Genomic DNA, 17,558 nt, shown 5'->3' with positions numbered 1-17,558 from the left:
AATAATAAAAATTTATAGTTAAAACCCTTAAGCTTAAAGAACATTTGATTTTTACAATCCAGATCAAATTATTAGCTCTCTTACAGCCTGAATTCGGTTAAATACATCTCCCGGAGGGAGTGACCTTTAACCTCGCCGGTTTTATTTATAAAGAACATAATCTTAGTTTTTATGCTGTAACGGTTACAGGCGTATAAAAAACCGGGCGTAAAGCCCGGTTCTTTTTTCATACGGCATTGACTCTATTCGCTCAATCCGCGGTTATCCAGCATCGGCTCAATCTTCGGATCGTGCCCGCGCCAGTTCCGGTAAAGTTCAGCTAAATCAGTACTGTTCCCGCGGGACAAAATCGCCTCGCGGAATTTTTGCCCGTTTTCACGGGTCAGGCCGCCCTGTTCAACAAACCACTGATAGCCATCGTCAGCGAGCATCTGCGTCCACAGGTAGGCGTAATACCCCGCCGCGTAGCCGCCGCCGAAGATATGGGCAAAATAGCTGCTGCGGTAGCGCGGCGGAACGGCGGGCAGATCCAGCCCCTCTTTTTTCAACGCTGCCGCTTCAAAATCCTCCACGCTCAAAACGGCCTCGCTGATGCCGTGCCAGTTCATGTCCAGCAGCGCGGCACCCAGCAGTTCGGTCATGTCATAACCCTTGTTGAAATGGGTCGCGTTTAGCATGCTTTCCCGCAGCGCGTCCGTCATCGGTTCGCCGGTTTCGTAATGGCGCGCATAGTGGGTAAACACCTGAGGATGGCTGGCCCAGTGCTCGTTGATTTGCGACGGGAACTCAACAAAATCACGCGGTGTATTGGTGCCGGAAAGGGTGGCGAAACGCTGGCTGGCAAAGAGACCGTGCAGCGTATGGCCAAACTCGTGGAACAGGGTTATTACGTCATCCCAGGAGAGAAGCGCGATACCGCCATTCGCCGGTTTCTGGTAGTTACAGACGTTGTAGATCACCGGACGGGCAGCAAACTCGAAGGATTGCTCGACGAAATTCCCCATCCATGCCCCGCCCTGTTTGGAATCACGGGCAAAGAAGTCACCGTAAAACAGCGCCATGCCTTCGCCGGTGTGGTCGAAAATTTCCCATACGCGGACGTCCGGGTGATACACCGGGATATCGAAGCGCTCGACGAAGCGAATGCCAAACAGCTGGCTGGCAGCCCAGAATACGCCATCCTGCAGCACGGTATTGAGCGCAAAGTAGGGCCTGATCTGCAACTCATCGAGGGCATATTTTGCCTGGCGCACGCGCTCCGCATAAAAGGCCCAGTCCCAGGCCTCCACGGTGAAACCGCCCTGCTCGTCGTCGATGACTTTCTGAATATCGGCCTGTTCGCGTTCCGCGCGGGCGCGGGCGGCAGGCACAATGCCGCGCATAAATTCCAGCGCGGCGGCCGGGGTTTTCGCCATCTGGTCAGCGATGCTCCAGCTAGCGTAATCCTCAAAGCCCAGCAGACGGGCCTGCCGCGCGCGCAGCGCCGTCAGACGAAGAATCAGCGCGCGGGTGTCGTTTTCGTCCCCTTTCTGGGTACGCGTCCAGCCTGCGTTGAAGAGGTTTTCGCGGGTCTGACGATTGCGCAGCGCGGAAAGCGCGGGCTGCTGGGTGGTGTTCAAAAGCGGGATCAGCCAGCGATCGTTTAGCCCTCGCTCCGCGGCAGCCTGCGCCGCGTCAGCGATCACCGTTGCGCTGAGCCCGTCAAGCTGGTGCGCATAATCCACCACCAGCCCACCGGTCTTATCGGCAGCCAGCAGACGCTGGTTAAACTGGCTGGTCAGGGAGGCCGCTTCGGTATTCAGCGCCTTCAGCTCGGCCTTTTCTGTCTCATTCAGACGCGCGCCGGCCAGAATAAACCGCTGATACAGCTCCTCGACCAGACGACGGCATTCGGCGTCCAGCGCGGCACGGTCCTGCCAGACGCTCTCCACGCGGGCAAACAGCGCGTCATTCAGCCAGATATCGTTTGCCAGCGCGGCAAGCTCGGTGGAGAACTGTTCTTCCAGCTCCTGTAAAAACGGATTGGTGTGCGCGGAAGTCATGGCGAAGAACACGCTGCTGACACGCGAGAGCATGGCGCCGCTCTTCTCCAGCGCCAGCACGGTGTTCGTGAAGTCAGGCGCAGCGGCCTGAGCGACAATCGCGTCAATGTCCGCACGCTTCTGGCGAAGGGCTTCATCGAAGGCCGGACGATAGTGGCTGTCGTCGATCTGATCAAAATGGGGGGCCTGGTAAGGCAGTAGGCTGATGTCAAAAAAGGGATTCGTGGCCGTCATCTTTCACTCCTGAGTACGGGTATCCTCCCAGAGTAGGCCAGGCCGCCATCCCCTGCAACGCTGTCATACAAATGTTGCCTTAACGCACCCTCTGCGGCCGTGCTATGTTAGTAAAACACAAAAAGCGTTGAGGAACAGTGAGATGATTATTTTAGTTACCGGGGCAACGGCAGGTTTTGGTGAAAGCATCACGCGTCGCTTCGTCGCCAACGGGCACAAGGTTATTGCAACGGGCCGCCGTCAGGAACGTCTGCAGGAGCTGAAGGACGAATTAGGCGACAGCATCCTGACCGCGCAGCTGGACGTACGTAACCGCGCGGCGATTGAAGAGATGATTGCCAACCTGCCCGCCGAGTGGCGCGCCATCGACGTGCTGGTCAACAATGCCGGTCTGGCGCTGGGCATGGAGCCTGCACACAAAGCCAGCGTGGAAGACTGGGAAAACATGATCGACACCAACAACAAAGGGCTGGTCTATATGACCCGCGCGGTGCTGCCGGGCATGGTTGAGCGCAATCGCGGCCACATTATCAATATCGGCTCCACCGCCGGAAGCTGGCCCTATGCAGGCGGCAACGTCTACGGGGCGACGAAAGCGTTTGTGCGCCAGTTCAGCCTTAACCTGCGTACCGATCTGCACGGCACCGCCATTCGCGTCACCGACATCGAGCCGGGCCTGGTGGGCGGCACCGAGTTTTCCAACGTGCGTTTCAAGGGCGACGACGCGAAAGCGGACAAGACCTACGAAAACGCTAACGCCCTGACGCCGGAAGATGTCACCGAAACGGTCTGGTGGGTGGCGACGCTGCCAAAACACGTCAACATCAATACCGTAGAAATGATGCCGGTCAGCCAGAGTTTTGCCGGGCTTAGCGTGCATCGTGGCTAACGCTGCCCTTCCCGGCCTGCGGGCCGGGTCTGTTTCGGGTTATAAAAGAATGGTAGTATGTTCAGGCTAACTCTCTGAGAAATGACAACTCATGGCCGCTGAATCGCAACTCAATCCCACCCAGCCCGTAAACCAGCAAATCTATCGCATTTTGCGACGTGATATTGTCCATTGTCTGATCCCACCGGGAACGCCGCTTTCTGAAAAAGAGGTCTCCGTGCGTTTTGACGTTTCCCGTCAGCCGGTGCGTGAAGCGTTTATTAAGCTTGCGGAAAACGGTCTGATTCAGATCCGCCCGCAGCGCGGCAGCTACGTGAACAAAATTTCACTCTCTCAGGTGCGCAACGGCTGTTTTGTTCGCCAGGCCATTGAATGCGCGGTGGCGCGCCGTGCCGCAACGCTTATCAACAACACGCAGTGTTACCTGCTGGAGCAAAACCTGCATCAGCAGCGGATTGCGATTGACCGTAAGCAGCTGAATGATTTCTTCCAGCTAGATGATGAATTCCACCAGAAGCTGGCGCAGATTGCGGATTGCCAGCTGGCCTGGGACACCATCGAAAACATCAAGGCCACCATCGACCGCGTGCGTTATATGAGTCTCGATCACGTCTCTCCGCCGGAAATGCTGCTCCGACAGCATCATGATATTTTCAGCGCGCTGGAAAAACGCGACCCGGACGGCGTGGAAAAGGCGATGACGCTGCATCTGCAGGAAATTAGCGAATCCGTGCAGCTGATTCGTCAAGAAAATAGCGAGTGGTTTAGCGAAGAGTAATATTACGCCGCCCCCTTTCGGACGCGGCGATGGGTTTAGCGAACGACTAACACCGGAATTGTGGCGTAGCGCAGGATAGATTCCGCATTTGATCCCAGCAGATGGGTGGTGATGCCCGGATTTTTCGACCCGATGACGATCGCGTCATATTCCCCCTCTTTGCTCAGCCTGATAATTTCATCGCGGACGTTGCCAAAGCGAACCAGGCTGTCAATTTTCTCCGGCGAGATGTCGAACAGCCTTTTTAAGGCGTTCATTTTCTTCCCGGATTCCTCAGTCATATATTCTTCGAACTTTTTAATATCGGCGTTAAAACCGCGCAGCAGGGATCGGCTGCTGGTCGGCAGAATATTGACCAGGGTAATCGACGCGCCCTCGGCCTTCGCGAGGTTAGCCGCGTGGCGAACCGCTTTGTCACTCAAATCCATTTCAAATACATCAACAGGCATCAAAATCTTCTTATACATAAGCCTGGCTCCTTATTCCGATGAAAGGGTTATTTCCTGTACCCAGAATGGCATCGGGAATATAAACCAACCCTCAACGCTTCCCTGCTGAAACTATCAGTTAATGAAAATAACGGTCTGCTTTGTCAATTGCTGTCGTGAACGGTCAGCGCCCGACGCAATAAAGAAAAAAGTGTGAGTTTGATCAAAAACAAAAACATCTGATGCAGACAGGCGTATTTATATGCCCCGTGAACGGCAACCCTGAAATAACGCCGTAACGAACAGGTTAGAGAGGAGAAAATACCATGATGACATACGACCGTAACCGCAATGCAATCACCACCGGCAGCCGCGTCATGATTAGCGGCACAGGCAAAACTGGCGTGATTAAAGCGATCCACAGCGACGGGCTGGATGCCGCGCAGGTGCGCCGCAGCAAAACGGTTGAAGTGGAAGGATGCGAAGGTAAGTTCGAACCGATTGAGCTGATTCGCCTGGGTATGCACTAAACGGTGCGCAGACATGCCGCCGCGAACGGCGGCATGTGCTGAATTACCGTTGAGACACGTACTGCGCCACGGTCGCTTTCGCGCCCTTTTGCAGCAGCGTCTGGTATGCCTTCATCACCGCATCAACAAAGACGGCTTCACGCGGTAGCTCCTTGCCAAAGATGGCTTCAATGCCGAGCAGCGCCCTGACCCGGTTTTCCCCTTCCGCACTGCCCTTCACCGCCGCCTGAATCACCGCCAGCTGCGGATCGCTCACGTCAATTGCGTTACCCTGCTCATCCACGCCGCCGACATAGCGCATCCACCCTGCCACGCCCAGCGCCAGCAGCGGGAAAGGCTTCTGATGCACCAGGTGCCAGCGCACGGAATCCAGCATGCGCTGCGGAAGCTTCTGGCTGCCGTCCATTGCAATTTGCCAGGTCCGATGGCGCAGGGCCGGGTTGCTGTAGCGGGCAATCAGGAGATCGGCATAGCGTCCTAAATCGACGCCTTTGACCTTCAGCGTAGGCGCCTGCTCGTTAAGCATCAGGGCGTGCGCGGCGACGCGGTAGTTTTCATCATCCATACAGTCGTTAATATGCTGATAGCCCGCCAGATAGCCCAGGTACGCCAGGAATGAGTGGCTGCCGTTAAGCATGCGCAGCTTCATCTCTTCAAACGGGATAACATCTGACACCAGCTCGGCTCCGGCTTTTTCCCACGCTGGACGGCCGGCCACAAAGTTATCTTCGATCACCCACTGACGGAACGGTTCACAGGCCACCGCCGCCGGATCGCGCACGCCGGTAAGCTGTTCAATTTTATTCAGCGTGTCGGGGGTGACCGCAGGCACGATGCGATCCACCATCGTTGACGGGAAAGTAACGTGGGATTCGATCCAGTCCGCCAGCTCACCGTCTACCGCACGGGCGTACGCGCAGGTGACATTGCGCATCACGTGACCGTTCTCCGGCATGTTATCGCAGGACATCACGCTAAACGCTGGCAAACCCGCCGCCTTACGCCGCGCCAGCGCTTCCACGACCACACCCGGCGCAGATTTCGGCTGGTGCGGGTTTTGCAGGTCTGCGACGATAAAAGGGTGATCGAGCATCAGTTGCCCGGTCGCCGGGGAATGGCAGTACCCTTTCTCGGTGATGGTCAGCGAGACAATCGCCACCTGCGGTTCGCACATCGCGGCCAGCACGGTCTCCAGCCCGTCAACCTGCGCATGCAGCGCCTTTTTTACCACGCCAACCACGCGGGAGGTCCACGCATCGGCAGACATTTCCGCCACGGTATAGAGGTTATCCTGCGCGTTCAGATCGGCAATCTGCTGTTCGCCGCCAATCAGGTTAACCTCACAGTATCCCCAATCGCTGCCGTGTTCCGCGGCGAGGATGTCGGCGTACACTGCCTGATGCGCACGGTGAAATGCGCCAAACCCTAAATGAACGATGCGTGCTTTAAGGCTGTCGCGATCGTACTGTGGCAGCGTCGCGTTGGCCTGTAATAAGGTATTTTCCATGATTAAGACTCGTTAATTAGAAAGCTGTGGATCGCTGCCGCCCATGCTGAAGCGGCAGCGCCTGCTGACTACACCAACTAGAATGGCAGTTGGGGTAAAAAATTACTGCCATCAACCATACTGATACTGCCGTTTGAGATTTTGATTTATATTAACTTTTGTTCATGTGGTGTGACACAAAATCAAAGTTGTGTGACAGGTAGCGCAAGCTATAAACCATCAGCGTCGCGAGGAGACGGCACCGTAACCGACCGTCTCTTTCGGCGCAGACTCGGCTGCGTCTTGCGCCGCGCTTAAATCACGGTCGCGCACTTCCGGCATCAGGATCGCCGAGATCAGTCCAATCACGGAATAGGCCACCAGCATGGCGACAATTGGCCACCAGGAGCCGGTCATATTGCAGAAGATCCCTGCCAGTACCGGACCAAAGCCCACCGCTACGAGACCGCCCGCCTCTTTGGAGATCGCCATACGGGTAAAGCGATTTCGCGAGCCAAACATCTCCGCCATGGTGATATTTTCCAGCGCAAACAGCCCCAGCACGGCGAAGTTATGGATAACGATGATGCAGAGCATGATCGTCCCCGGCGCATAGCTCTTATCGACGATGATCGACAGCATCGGATAGGCCAGAATAATGGCGGAGATATTGAGGATAATGTACGGCAGACGGCGCCCCACTTTATCGGAAAGCCAGCCCAGCAGCGGAATGGAGATAAACCCGAGAATGGAGCTGATCATCAGCGCATCGGTCGGGATGGCCTTATCGAACAGCAGCGTCTGGACCAGATAGCCCGCGAGGAAGGTCTGGATGAGCCCCGAGTTGCCCGCCTGGCCGAAACGCAGGCCGGTCGCCAGCCAGAAGGATTTGCTTTTCACCATGGAACCCAGTGAGGTGTCCGGCTGCGCAGCTTGCACATCGTTCACTTTCTCAAAGACCGGGCTCTCCTTGAGGTTCATACGCAGCCAGATGGCGAAGATCATCACCACGACGCTGGCGAGGAAAGGCACGCGCCAGCCCCAGGCGAGCAGCTGTTCACGATCGAGGGCAAAGAACATGATGGCCCAGATCGCCGTTGCGCTCAGCGTCCCGCAGTTAGTCCCCATCGCCACCAGCGAGGAGATGATGCCGCGTTTACCTTTCGGCGCGTACTCCGCCAGCATGGTCCCGGCCCCGGAGATCTCGGCCCCGGCGCCGAGGCCCTGAATAATGCGCAGCGTCACCAGCAGCACGGGGGCAAAAATCCCGATCTGCGCGTAGGTCGGCAGGACGCCAATCAGCGTGGTGCAGATCCCCATCATGGTGATGGTAATGAACAGCACCTTCTTACGACCAATGCTGTCGCCCATTCTGCCGAAGATAAAGGCGCCTACGATGCGCGCAATATAGCCTGCGCCGTAGGTGCCCATCGCGAGGATCAGCGCCATCGCGGCGGACTGTTCCGGGAAGAAGATCTCATGGAAGACCAGAGCGGCGCCCAGCGAGTAAAGCTGGAAATCCATAAATTCCAGGGCAGTGCCCAGCCAGCCGGAAACGGCGGCTTTCACCAGATCGGATGTGGTTCTTTGAGGTTGTACTTGCGTCATAATGGCTATCTCTGAAAGGTAAGATGCGTACCACATAGCGCCTGTCTGCGCAGGCGCTTAACCGCGTAAATGATTATTGGCCGAACGTGAGCAAAACTTTGCAGCACTGCCGCTGGTCTTTCTCAAACAGTTCAATAGCGTCTTTAACGTGGTGATAGTCAAAGGTATGGGTGATCAGTTTTTCCGGGTCGATCAGCCCCCTCTTCAGCCAGTCGATAACGACCGGGAATTTGTTGGCGTTCAGGCGCGAGGAGAAGATCGCCAGCTCTTTGCCGGTGATGCCCTGCTGAACAATCTGGCTCGGCTCGCTGGAGAACCCCATCAGCACGATGCGCGCCGCCGGCGAGGCCAGGGTTATCGCTTCCTGCAAAATGGAGGGATGGCAGGCGGCATCAATGATTAACGTCGGTTTGATGCCTTTTTCCTCCAGCGCGGCCTGCAGCGACTGCTCGCCGTTATTAAAGACCCAATCCGCGCCGCTGCGCCGGGCCATCGCCAGACGCTCATCTATGCGATCAACCACGATAACCTGCTTCACCTTATAGACGCCTTTCAGGGCCTGAACCGTAACCAGCCCCATCGGCCCGGCGCCATATATCAGCGCGACGTCCTGTTCAGTCGGTTTCGCCTGCCCCGTTACGTTGGCGGCGATGGTGAAGGGCTCAACCATGACGGCGTGCTTATCAGGAATGTCATCCGGAATGGGCCAGGCGTTTTGTGCGGGCACGACCGCATATTCGCTAAAGCCGCCGTCACGGTGAACGCCCAGCACCACCAGCGAGGTGCAGACGTTCGGTTTTCCCACGGAGCACGGGTAGCAGTGCCCGCAGCTGATTACCGGATCGACCGAAACGCGCTGGCCCAGGCGCGCGCTGTCAACGCCCTCGCCTACGGCGTCAATCACGCCAAAAAACTCATGGCCGATGACGCGCGGATACTTCGCAAACGGGTTATGCCCGCGGTAGATGTGGCTGTCTGAACCGCAAATCCCGGCCAGTTTAACCTTAACGCGCACTTCACCAGCGCCCGGCTCCGGGCGTGGCCGCTGTTCAATTACCAGTTCGTTCGGCTGTTGAATCACTACGCTTTTCATCGTTTGCTCCTCGCTTACCAGTTCCACAGCGTGCCGTCTTCAAGACGGGCCACCGGCAGATAGGCCGGATCGTACGGGTATTTCGCCGCCAGCTTCTCATCAAATTCGATGCCCAGCCCCGGCTTGTCGCCCGGATGCATATAGCCGTTATCAAAGCGCCAGCTGTGCGGGAAGACCTCCAGCATCTGTTCGGAGTAGCCCATATATTCCTGCACGCCGAAGTTCGGCACCCACAGGTCGAAATGCAGCGCGGCGGCGTGGCAGACAGGCGACAGATCCGACGGACCGTGCGAGCCGGTGCGCACCTGATAGAGCGACGCGAAGTCCGCGATGCGGCGCATCCCGGTGATGCCGCCCGCGTGGGTAATGGTGGTGCGGATATAGTCGATCAGCTGCTCTTCGATGAGCTGCTTGCAGTCCCAGATGCTGTTAAACACTTCGCCTACCGCAATGGGCGTAACGGTGTGCTGGCGGATCAGGCGGAAGCAGGCCTGGTTTTCCGCAGGGGTGGGATCCTCCATCCAGAACATGCGGAACGCTTCAATGCTCTTGCCGAAGCGCGCCGCTTCGATGGGCGTCAGGCGGTGGTGCATGTCGTGCAGAAGATGCTCATTGAAGCCGAATTTACTGCGCACCGCGTCGAACAGCTTCGGCGTGAAGTCGAGGTATTTTTCCGTGGACCAGAGCTGCTCTTCCGGCCAGTCGCCTTTGGTCGCAGGCTCGTAGGCCAGCCCCTTCCCTTTGGCCATGCCGTAGGTGGTTTTCATGCCCGGCACGCCGCACTGCACGCGGATCGCCTTAAAGCCCATCTCTTTGTGACGGGCGTAATCTTCCAGTACGTCGTCAATGGTGTGGCCGGTGGTGTGACAGTAGACCATCACCCCTTCGCGGGAGGCGCCGCCCAACAGCTGGTAGAGCGGCATGTTGGCCGCTTTGGCTTTGATATCCCACAGCGCCATATCCACGGCTGAGATGGCCGACATGGTGACCGGACCGCGACGCCAGTAAGCACCTTTGTAGAAGAACTGCCAGATGTCTTCGATGCGGTGCGCATCGCGGCCAATGAGCTGGGGGCAAAGGTGATCCTTCAGGTATGAGGCCACGGAGAGCTCGCGTCCGTTTAGCGTAGCGTCACCGAGGCCGACAATCCCCTCATCGGTGGTGATTTTAAGTGTGACAAAGTTCCGCCCCGGGCAGGTTACAAACACGTCAGCCGCGACAATCTTCATAATTCCTTTCCTTACATCGTTCGTTGTGATGTCGGAAATTTACGCAACTACACTACTACCATACAAGTATAATGATCGTAAAATAAGCTAACGATCACAAAACCGGGGGCTCATGCGCGGCCCCATCCCGCCACAATAATCAGCATACCGCACAGGGCAATCAGCGCCCCGGCCCAGTCGTATGCGCTGAGCTTGACGCCGTCCACCACGCGCAGCCACAGCAGCGCCGTGCAGACATAGACGCCGCCGTAAGCCGCGTAAACGCGCCCGCTGGCCGCCGGATGCAGCGTTAACAGCCAGACAAAAAGAGCAAGTGCAACGCTTGCCGGAATGAGCAGCAATACGGTTCCACCCTTTTTGAGCCAGAGCCAGGGCAGGAAGCAGCCGATGATTTCACACAGCGCAGTCGCAAAAAAAAGCAGCGTCGTTTTAAGCATATTTCACGTCAGGTGAGGATTTATTTAACCATCATACCTGATGATGCCCTTTACTTTTCCATACTTGCTCCGCGGGTATGCCGTCATTTCGCTTTAGTGTAGAATCTGTACGGGGTAACTTGATTATCTGCACCCATTTAAAAGGAAACGCTATGACCACATTAAGCAAACGCCTTTGTCTGACAGCCCTGCTGGCGCTGTCATCGTTCGCCTTTGCCGCCTCTGCGACAGCGGAAACCAGCAAGCTCATTATTGAGTCTGGTGACAGCGCGCAAAGCCGCCAGAACGCCGCGATGGACAAAGAACAATGGAATGACACCCGTAGCCTTCGCCAGAAGGTCAACAAACGTGCCGAAAAAGAGTGGGACAAAGAAGATGTCGCTTTTGACGCGCGCGATAAGTGTCAGCAAAGTGCAAACGTCAATGCCTACTGGGAGCCTAACACCCTGCGCTGCCTGGATCGCCGCACTGGCCGCACGGTAGCCCCATAATGTCGGCGCCCTGCGACGTTAAACTCCGTCCGCTGGAGCGTGAAGACCTGCGCTTTGTTCACCAGCTCGACAACAATGCCAGCGTAATGCGCTACTGGTTCGAAGAGCCTTATGAGGCCTTTGTCGAGCTGTCCGATCTCTACGATAAGCACATTCACGATCAGAGTGAACGTCGTTTTGTGGTGGAGTGTGAAGGTGAAAAAGCCGGGCTGGTGGAGCTGGTTGAGATCAACCACGTTCACCGTCGGGCGGAGTTCCAGATCATCATCTCCCCTGAGCATCAGGGAAAAGGCCTTGCGTCACGCGCGGCCAGGCTGGCAATGGATTACGGATTCAACGTTCTGAATCTCTACAAGCTTTACCTGATTGTGGACAAAGAGAACGAAAAAGCGATCCATATCTATCGCAAGCTGGGCTTTATGGTGGAAGGCGAGCTGATTCACGAGTTCTTTATCAACGGTGAATACCGCAACACCATCCGCATGTGCATTTTCCAGCATCAGCACCTGGCCGGACATAAACCGTCAGGCGCCAGCCTGCTGAAACCTACCGCGCAGTGAGAGTGATGACAAACCGTGTCATAAACCATTGAGCTGTCTTTCTTGCCGGGTGGCGCTGTGCTTACCCGGCCTACAGGGTGCTTCATTGTAGGCCCGTGCAAGCGTAGCGCCGCCGGGCGAAACGCACAAAATGCACTTTACGCTCAGTAATATTCAATCGTGTTCTTGATGGTGTACTTGTGCTCAACGGCGGGTTTGACGCTGTCGTCCGTGATGGTCAGATCGCAGCTCACCGGGTTATTGTGGCGATCGTAGTCGCAGCTCTGCGTCACGTTGCCCAGCGGCTTGTCATTCAACATGCTGACTGCCGAGTAATCCATTCTTTTGCGCAGGTCTTTCGACGGCGTCGACTGGACGGACAGATGCTGATCCCCTGATACGGTGGTTTTGCCCAGCGGGTAACCATCCGCGTCGTAGCGATACTTCACTTCCATCTCTTTACCGTGCGCCGCCACCACAAATCCGTTGTCGTCGGTATCCCACGTTACCCCGGCTGACGGCAGTTCGGCCAGCTGGCATTTGCCCTGCAGCTTCACTTTGCGCTGCTGGGTTTCCGCATCAAGATAGTAATTGGCATCCAGCACCAGCGCCACGCTGGTGTTGGCCTCCAGGTCGTGTAGCTCCAGCGTATCGAAACACCCTTCCGTCGAGACGGTGCCGGTGACCCGTTTAGACACTTCGCCCTTCTCGTTGAACAGCGTCTGGGTAAAGTCTTTGACCGGGCCGCGCAGCGGATCAAAATCAAATTCGTTTGAAAAACTCGCCATCTCGGGCGTAAACGACAGCGGCGCGGAGCTGTTGTCGCACCCCACCAGTGTTGCTGCCAGGAGCGTTATCGCTGCATATTTCTTCACATTCATTTCCGTACAGGGAGATTATTCCCAATCATATTAGCAAATACAGATGTTTACACGAAGCCTGCTAAAATTAATCTCTACACAGAGAAAAGGAGCTACAGATGAAACGGTTACCCTGGATTACCGCCCTGCTGTTAATGAGTGCCTCAACGGCCGCGCTGGCGGCACCGGATTCCTGCGAGCGCGTGAAAAGCGACATTCAGCAGAAGATCGTCAACAACGGCGTGCCTGAGTCAGGTTTTACGCTGAACATTGTGCCGAACGACCAGGCCGATCAGCCGGGCACGCAGGTTGTAGGCCACTGCGCTAACGACACCTTTAAAATTCTGTACACCCGCACAGGCAGCGGTGCGGCAGCTGAACCTCAGTAATTGAGCGTCAATTCCCTTTGATTTGACAAGGATTAAGATCTAATACCCCCAAATAAGTAACACTCACCCCATCATTAGCCCGGATATCATTTCGGGAGAAATAATACGCAATAATAATGATGGGGTGAGCCATGTCCGATGCTGAACATTACGACGGCGGAATTAGCCGTCGAACTCTCGTGAAATCTACGGCGATAGGTTCTCTGGCGCTTGCCGCTGGTGGGCTCTCGCTTCCCTTTGGCCTTAAAAGCGCTGCCGCTGCGGTGAAGCACGCCGTCCAGCCTCCTGAAGATACCGTGGTGTGGGGCGCCTGCTCGGTCAACTGCGGCAGCCGCTGTGCGCTGCGTCTGCACGTCCGCGACAACGAAGTGTACTGGGTCGAAACGGATAACACCGGCGAGGATGTGTATGGCGATCACCAGGTGCGCGCCTGCCTGCGCGGACGTTCTATTCGCCGCCGCATCAATCACCCTGACCGTCTGAACTACCCGATGAAGCGCGTGGGCAAACGCGGCGAAGGCAAGTTCGAACGCATCACCTGGGATGAAGCGCTCGACACGATCGCCGCCAGCCTGAAAGACGTGGTGGCCAACTACGGCAACGAAGCGGTGTATATCAACTACTCTTCCGGGATTGTCGGCGGCAATATCACCCGCTCCTCCCCTTACGCTTCGCTGGTGGCGCGCCTGATGAACTGCTACGGCGGCTTCCTGAGCCACTACGGCACCTACAGCACGGCGCAAATTGCCTGCGCGATGCCCTACACCTACGGCAGCAACGACGGCAACAGTACCTCGGACATCGAAAACACCAAACTGGTGGTCATGTTCGGCAATAACCCGGCGGAAACGCGCATGAGCGGCGGCGGGATTACGTACTATCTGGAACAGGCTCGCGAGCGGTCCAATGCGCGCATGATTGTTATCGACCCGCGCTACACCGACACGGCAGCCGGACGCGAAGATGAATGGATCCCGATCCGTCCGGGAACCGATGCCGCGCTGGTGGCGGGTATTGCCTGGGTATTAATCGACGAAAACCTGGTCGACCAGCCATTCCTCGACAAATACTGCGTTGGCTACGACGAAAAAACGCTGCCGGAAGGCGCGCCTGCTAACGGTCACTACAAAGCGTATATTCTCGGCCAGGGCGATGACCACACGGCGAAAACGCCGGAATGGGCCTCCCGCATCACCGGTATTCCCGCCGATCGCATCGTTAAGCTTGCCCGCGAAATCGGCTCCGCTAAACCGGCTTATATCTGTCAGGGCTGGGGACCTCAGCGTCAGGCGAACGGCGAGCTGACCTCCCGCGCCATCGCCATGTTGCCGATCCTCACCGGAAACGTCGGAATCAACGGCGGGAACAGCGGCGCGCGTGAGTCCACCTACACCATCACCATCGAACGTATGCCGCTGCCGGATAACCCGGTCAAAACGCAAATTTCCTGCTTCAGCTGGACGGACGCCATCGCCCGTGGGCCGGAGATGACCGCACTGCGCGACGGCGTGCGCGGCAAGGATAAGCTGGACGTGCCGATTAAGTTCATCTGGAACTACGCGGGCAACACCCTCATCAACCAGCACTCCGATATCAATAAAACCCACGATATCCTGCAGGATGAAAGCAAGTGCGAAATGATTGTGGTCATCGATAACTTCATGACGTCGTCAGCGAAGTATGCCGATATCGTGTTGCCGGACCTGATGACCGTCGAGCAGGAAGACATCATTCCAAACGATTATGCGGGCAACATGGGCTACCTGATATTCCTTCAGCCCGTGACCGCGCCGAAGTTTGAGCGCAAGCCCATCTACTGGATCATGAGCGAAGTGGCGAAACGCCTCGGGCCGGATATCCACCAGAAATTCACCGAAGGACGGACGCAGGAACAGTGGCTGCAGTATCTGTATGCCAAAATGCTCGAAAAAGATCCCAAACTGCCGTCCTATGACGAGCTGAAAAAAAGGGGCATTTACAAGCGCAAAGATCCGAACGGCCATTTTGTGGCCTATAAAAAATTCCGTGAAAACCCGGAAGCCAATCCGCTGAAAACCCCATCGGGTAAGATTGAAATTTACTCCAGCAAGCTGGCGGAGATTGCGGCCACCTGGGAGCTGGAAAAAGATGAGACCATCAGCCCGCTGCCCGTCTACGCGTCAACCTTCGACGGCTGGGACGCGCCCGAGCGCGCGCGGTTCCCGCTGCAGCTGTTTGGCTTCCACTTTAAGGCCCGTACCCACTCGAGCTACGGTAACGTGGACGTGCTGAAAGCCGCCTGCCGCCAGGAGGTCTGGCTTAATCCCGTCGATGCCGAAAAACGCGGCATTAAGAACGGCGATACGGTGCGCGTCTTTAACGCCCGCGGTGAGGTAAGAATTGAAGCGAAAGTGACGCCGCGCATCATGCCCGGCGTCAGCGCCATGGGCCAGGGGGCCTGGCACGACGCCAATATGAGTGGCGATCGTGTCGACCACGGCTCATGCATCAACACCCTGACCACGCACCGCCCGTCACCGCTGGCCAAAGGCAACCCGCAGCACACCAATCTGGTACAGATCGAGAAGGTGTAACGGGTGAATGGCGTGACCGTGGTTTATTCTATGGTTTGTATTATCGGTTAACTCAGTCGCGCGGACCCCCTCCGCGCGAGCAAGGAAGATGTAATGAAAGATGTCTCACATCGTGAATCGTTCGCGTTCAGCGCCCGGGTGCTGGGTGCGCTGTTTTATTTCGCGCCGGACAGCGAGCAGGCCGCGCCGCTGGTGCAGGCTCTCACCGCAGGCGAATGGGTTCAGGACTGGCCCCTGCCGCCAGGAACGCTGCAGCCAGTCGCTGACACCTTTGCCGCGTCTGCCGATGAGCCGCTGAGGGACGCCTGGCAACGGTTGTTTATTGGCCCTTACGCCCTGCCCGCGCCACCGTGGGGCTCCGTCTGGCTGGACCGCGAATCCGTGCTGTTCGGCGACTCGACCCTCGCGCTGCGCCAGTGGATGCGGGAGAACGCTATCGCGTTTGAGATGCAGCAGAATGAACCGGAAGATCACTTCGGGACTTTGCTACTGCTGGCGGCATGGCTGGCCGAGAACGGCCGCGATGAGGAGTGTGCTCAACTTCTGGCGTGGCACCTGCTGCCGTGGAGCACCCGCTTCCTGTCCGTGTTTGTCGACAACGCCGGGCATCCGTTTTATACCGCGCTGGGTAAGCTTGCGCAGCTGACGCTCGCGGACTGGCGATCCGGGCTCCTTATTCCGGTTGCGGAAAAGACGCTGTATCGCTAAGGGGTGTGGCTTGCTCGCGGGTAGCGGGCAAGCAGCACTCAGAAGATAGCGTTTAAAAATTCATATCGAAACATGAGTCATGTTAAGATTGATGATATATAATGGCCTTTCCTAAAAAAATGATGCTATCTGTTGATACATACAAAATAAAAAAATGACTGGAAAACACCCTTCCGTAAATAATTTTAAAAGGCTACTTATAACAGCCATAACATTTACCATTTTAGGTGCATGGATCTGGTATATGTCATGGACAACAAGCATCTCCAATTATACCATTTTGCAAGAATCGGTTCCTGAATTGACCACGTATATTTCTGTTGGAGTAGCGATTGGCGCGCTTTTGGTTATACGCGCTTTTTTTGTGCACGCTTTTAACCAAACTTTAAAATACTTTGCCAATACTTTCTTATGCGGTTTTTGCCTTGGGTTTGTATTGAGCTTAAATGGTTATGATATTTATGTCTATCTCTTCCCGGACAAAATAATTGGCTATGAATCTGAATATGAGGTTGTCTTTCCGGGGCCTTCGAGAGGTAAGCATGGCCATTGTGAAGCGGGTCTCTGGTTAAAAGATCAGAACACCAACAGATGGATTCAGCTTTGTACAAACAAAGAATATCTGCACAGCCACCGTAAGCAGGGAATGACTGGGGTGTGGGTAACGGCCCGTGTGAATAATATTGGAAGTTACATTGTGAGTTATGAGTTTATTTATTTGTAGGCACTACCCTATCTATTTTTGTTCTGGCGAAAATGAATGGTACTCAAGGTCCGCTCCTTGCTTATAGCCGTCAGCCTGATCCGTCGCACCAGAGATTGCGCATTCACAGCGGAGAAACCGGCTACGGGCAGGGTCATCTCAAAATCGAATCAGGGTAAATTTCATTCATACCCCCACATTTAGTGGTGGATACGTGACGACTGTTCCTCTATTCTGCTTTTTCAGCGAGCAAGTCGGAGTCATTTTTAGTGGATAATCCCATACTTCAGAAAACCATCATTATCTTTATTCTCATCCTGTGGGTAATAGACGGAGTCAGGAGAAAGAAAAAAAAGCGTTATGACTCCGCTATAGCAGAGGCTAATGCCAGAGAACGCTATGAATGGCGCTATCTCAGATGGGGCTGGCAGGCAATACGCGTGGCGGCGGCAGTGTATATCTTTGTTCAGCTGATTCAGGTTTTACTGAGATAGATGGCAGAAGAAAGTAAGGCAGGCAAGGAACATCTCACTGTCCAGGC

General features: G+C 55.8%; 18 protein-coding genes. 10 read left to right on the top strand and 8 right to left on the bottom strand.

Annotated features, from left to right (window positions below; all coding sequences use genetic code 11):
• Positions 1 to 242: 242 nt before the first annotated feature.
• Positions 243 to 2,276, bottom strand: coding sequence for a peptidyl-dipeptidase Dcp (gene dcp, locus ACEPLT_RS10145; protein WP_232928864.1), 2,034 nt, complete (start codon positions 2,274 to 2,276; stop codon positions 243 to 245).
• Between the two features lie 142 nt (positions 2,277 to 2,418).
• On the opposite strand from dcp, the gene ydfG reads away from it, so the two are divergent.
• Both ydfG and ACEPLT_RS10135 read left to right on the top strand, forming a co-directional pair.
• A complete protein-coding gene (ydfG, locus tag ACEPLT_RS10140; RefSeq protein ID WP_023292548.1) occupies positions 2,419 to 3,165 on the top strand; it encodes a bifunctional NADP-dependent 3-hydroxy acid dehydrogenase/3-hydroxypropionate dehydrogenase YdfG in 747 nt (248 codons plus the stop codon).
• Between the two features lie 91 nt (positions 3,166 to 3,256).
• A complete protein-coding gene (locus tag ACEPLT_RS10135; RefSeq protein ID WP_106105966.1) occupies positions 3,257 to 3,943 on the top strand; it encodes a GntR family transcriptional regulator in 687 nt (228 codons plus the stop codon).
• Between the two features lie 35 nt (positions 3,944 to 3,978).
• Here ACEPLT_RS10135 and ACEPLT_RS10130 read toward each other — a convergent pair whose 3' ends face one another.
• Positions 3,979 to 4,410 (bottom strand): universal stress protein, encoded by a 432-nt coding sequence (locus tag ACEPLT_RS10130; protein ID WP_023292549.1) that lies wholly within the window; start codon positions 4,408 to 4,410, stop codon positions 3,979 to 3,981.
• 287 nt (positions 4,411 to 4,697) lie between these two features.
• On the opposite strand from ACEPLT_RS10130, the gene ydfZ reads away from it, so the two are divergent.
• Complete coding sequence (gene ydfZ, locus ACEPLT_RS10125; protein WP_014883679.1) at positions 4,698 to 4,901, top strand: putative selenium delivery protein YdfZ; 204 nt, start codon at positions 4,698 to 4,700, stop codon at positions 4,899 to 4,901.
• 43 nt (positions 4,902 to 4,944) lie between these two features.
• On the opposite strand, the gene ACEPLT_RS10120 is transcribed toward ydfZ, so the two are convergent.
• From ACEPLT_RS10120 to ACEPLT_RS10100, 5 genes are all read right to left on the bottom strand, one after another.
• Positions 4,945 to 6,408 carry a mannitol dehydrogenase family protein gene (locus ACEPLT_RS10120; protein WP_232928862.1) on the bottom strand — a complete coding sequence of 488 codons (1,464 nt, stop codon included), beginning with the start codon at positions 6,406 to 6,408 and terminating at the stop codon, positions 4,945 to 4,947.
• A 219-nt stretch (positions 6,409 to 6,627) separates the two neighbouring features.
• Entirely contained in the window at positions 6,628 to 7,995 is a 1,368-nt protein-coding gene (locus ACEPLT_RS10115; RefSeq protein ID WP_008502410.1) for an MFS transporter, read from the bottom strand.
• Between the two features lie 73 nt (positions 7,996 to 8,068).
• Positions 8,069 to 9,088: a Zn-dependent oxidoreductase gene (locus ACEPLT_RS10110; protein ID WP_232928859.1), complete on the bottom strand. Its 1,020-nt coding sequence runs from the start codon at positions 9,086 to 9,088 to the stop codon at positions 8,069 to 8,071.
• A gap of 14 nt (positions 9,089 to 9,102) precedes the next feature.
• On the bottom strand, positions 9,103 to 10,317 hold the full coding sequence (gene manD, locus ACEPLT_RS10105; RefSeq protein WP_023292552.1) for a D-mannonate dehydratase ManD: 1,215 nt from the start codon (positions 10,315 to 10,317) through the stop codon (positions 9,103 to 9,105).
• Positions 10,318 to 10,427: 110 nt separating this feature from the next.
• The gene (locus ACEPLT_RS10100) at positions 10,428 to 10,754 is read right to left on the bottom strand and encodes a YnfA family protein (RefSeq protein ID WP_048989542.1); all 327 of its coding nucleotides are present in this window, start codon (positions 10,752 to 10,754) and stop codon (positions 10,428 to 10,430) included.
• Positions 10,755 to 10,906: 152 nt separating this feature from the next.
• Between ACEPLT_RS10100 and ACEPLT_RS10095 the strand changes: the two genes are divergently transcribed.
• On the top strand, positions 10,907 to 11,245 hold the full coding sequence (locus tag ACEPLT_RS10095; protein WP_008502414.1) for a DUF1283 family protein: 339 nt from the start codon (positions 10,907 to 10,909) through the stop codon (positions 11,243 to 11,245).
• The gene (gene speG / locus ACEPLT_RS10090; protein WP_008502415.1) at positions 11,245 to 11,805 is read left to right on the top strand and encodes a spermidine N1-acetyltransferase; all 561 of its coding nucleotides are present in this window, start codon (positions 11,245 to 11,247) and stop codon (positions 11,803 to 11,805) included. The genes ACEPLT_RS10095 and speG overlap by 1 nt, the downstream gene beginning before the upstream one ends.
• Before the next feature lie 143 nt (positions 11,806 to 11,948).
• Here the strand turns inward: speG and ACEPLT_RS10085 are convergent, their stop codons facing one another.
• Positions 11,949 to 12,665: a YnfC family lipoprotein gene (locus ACEPLT_RS10085; RefSeq protein WP_008502416.1), complete on the bottom strand. Its 717-nt coding sequence runs from the start codon at positions 12,663 to 12,665 to the stop codon at positions 11,949 to 11,951.
• Positions 12,666 to 12,763: 98 nt separating this feature from the next.
• Between ACEPLT_RS10085 and ACEPLT_RS10080 the strand changes: the two genes are divergently transcribed.
• The 5 genes from ACEPLT_RS10080 to ACEPLT_RS10060 all read left to right on the top strand — a co-directional run bounded on the left by ACEPLT_RS10080 (position 12,764) and on the right by ACEPLT_RS10060 (position 17,511).
• Positions 12,764 to 13,033, top strand: a complete 270-nt coding sequence (locus tag ACEPLT_RS10080) for a DUF1161 domain-containing protein (RefSeq protein ID WP_021241220.1) — start codon at positions 12,764 to 12,766, stop codon at positions 13,031 to 13,033.
• Between the two features lie 131 nt (positions 13,034 to 13,164).
• Positions 13,165 to 15,606 carry a selenate/tellurate reductase subunit YnfE gene (gene ynfE / locus ACEPLT_RS10075; RefSeq protein WP_232928857.1) on the top strand — a complete coding sequence of 814 codons (2,442 nt, stop codon included), beginning with the start codon at positions 13,165 to 13,167 and terminating at the stop codon, positions 15,604 to 15,606.
• Between the two features lie 93 nt (positions 15,607 to 15,699).
• A complete protein-coding gene (dmsD, locus tag ACEPLT_RS10070; RefSeq protein ID WP_008502419.1) occupies positions 15,700 to 16,314 on the top strand; it encodes a Tat proofreading chaperone DmsD in 615 nt (204 codons plus the stop codon).
• 154 nt (positions 16,315 to 16,468) lie between these two features.
• Positions 16,469 to 17,038 (top strand): hypothetical protein, encoded by a 570-nt coding sequence (locus ACEPLT_RS10065; protein WP_032651686.1) that lies wholly within the window; start codon positions 16,469 to 16,471, stop codon positions 17,036 to 17,038.
• 248 nt (positions 17,039 to 17,286) lie between these two features.
• Complete coding sequence (locus ACEPLT_RS10060; protein ID WP_032674682.1) at positions 17,287 to 17,511, top strand: hypothetical protein; 225 nt, start codon at positions 17,287 to 17,289, stop codon at positions 17,509 to 17,511.
• Positions 17,512 to 17,558: the final 47 nt, after the last annotated feature.

Source organism: Enterobacter sp. fkY84-1 (assembly GCF_052974705.1).
This window is presented reverse-complemented; position numbering and strand designations above follow the sequence as displayed.

Bases quoted from the DNA above. Each gene is read 5' to 3' on its own strand.
- dcp (WP_232928864.1), bottom strand. From the start codon at position 2,276: ATGACGGCCACGAATCCCTTTTTTGACATCAGCCTACTGCCTTACCAG.
- ACEPLT_RS10080 (WP_021241220.1), top strand. From the start codon at position 12,764: ATGAAACGGTTACCCTGGATTACCGCCCTGCTGTTAATGAGTGCCTCA.
- ACEPLT_RS10130 (WP_023292549.1), bottom strand. From the start codon at position 4,410: ATGTATAAGAAGATTTTGATGCCTGTTGATGTATTTGAAATGGATTTG.
- ydfZ (WP_014883679.1), top strand. From the start codon at position 4,698: ATGATGACATACGACCGTAACCGCAATGCAATCACCACCGGCAGCCGC.
- ACEPLT_RS10110 (WP_232928859.1), bottom strand. From the start codon at position 9,088: ATGAAAAGCGTAGTGATTCAACAGCCGAACGAACTGGTAATTGAACAG.
- ACEPLT_RS10085 (WP_008502416.1), bottom strand. From the start codon at position 12,665: ATGAATGTGAAGAAATATGCAGCGATAACGCTCCTGGCAGCAACACTG.
- ACEPLT_RS10120 (WP_232928862.1), bottom strand. From the start codon at position 6,408: ATGGAAAATACCTTATTACAGGCCAACGCGACGCTGCCACAGTACGAT.
- ACEPLT_RS10065 (WP_032651686.1), top strand. From the start codon at position 16,469: ATGACTGGAAAACACCCTTCCGTAAATAATTTTAAAAGGCTACTTATA.
- speG (WP_008502415.1), top strand. From the start codon at position 11,245: ATGTCGGCGCCCTGCGACGTTAAACTCCGTCCGCTGGAGCGTGAAGAC.
- ACEPLT_RS10135 (WP_106105966.1), top strand. From the start codon at position 3,257: ATGGCCGCTGAATCGCAACTCAATCCCACCCAGCCCGTAAACCAGCAA.
- ACEPLT_RS10100 (WP_048989542.1), bottom strand. From the start codon at position 10,754: ATGCTTAAAACGACGCTGCTTTTTTTTGCGACTGCGCTGTGTGAAATC.
- ACEPLT_RS10115 (WP_008502410.1), bottom strand. From the start codon at position 7,995: ATGACGCAAGTACAACCTCAAAGAACCACATCCGATCTGGTGAAAGCC.
- dmsD (WP_008502419.1), top strand. From the start codon at position 15,700: ATGAAAGATGTCTCACATCGTGAATCGTTCGCGTTCAGCGCCCGGGTG.
- ACEPLT_RS10095 (WP_008502414.1), top strand. From the start codon at position 10,907: ATGACCACATTAAGCAAACGCCTTTGTCTGACAGCCCTGCTGGCGCTG.
- ydfG (WP_023292548.1), top strand. From the start codon at position 2,419: ATGATTATTTTAGTTACCGGGGCAACGGCAGGTTTTGGTGAAAGCATC.
- manD (WP_023292552.1), bottom strand. From the start codon at position 10,317: ATGAAGATTGTCGCGGCTGACGTGTTTGTAACCTGCCCGGGGCGGAAC.
- ynfE (WP_232928857.1), top strand. From the start codon at position 13,165: ATGTCCGATGCTGAACATTACGACGGCGGAATTAGCCGTCGAACTCTC.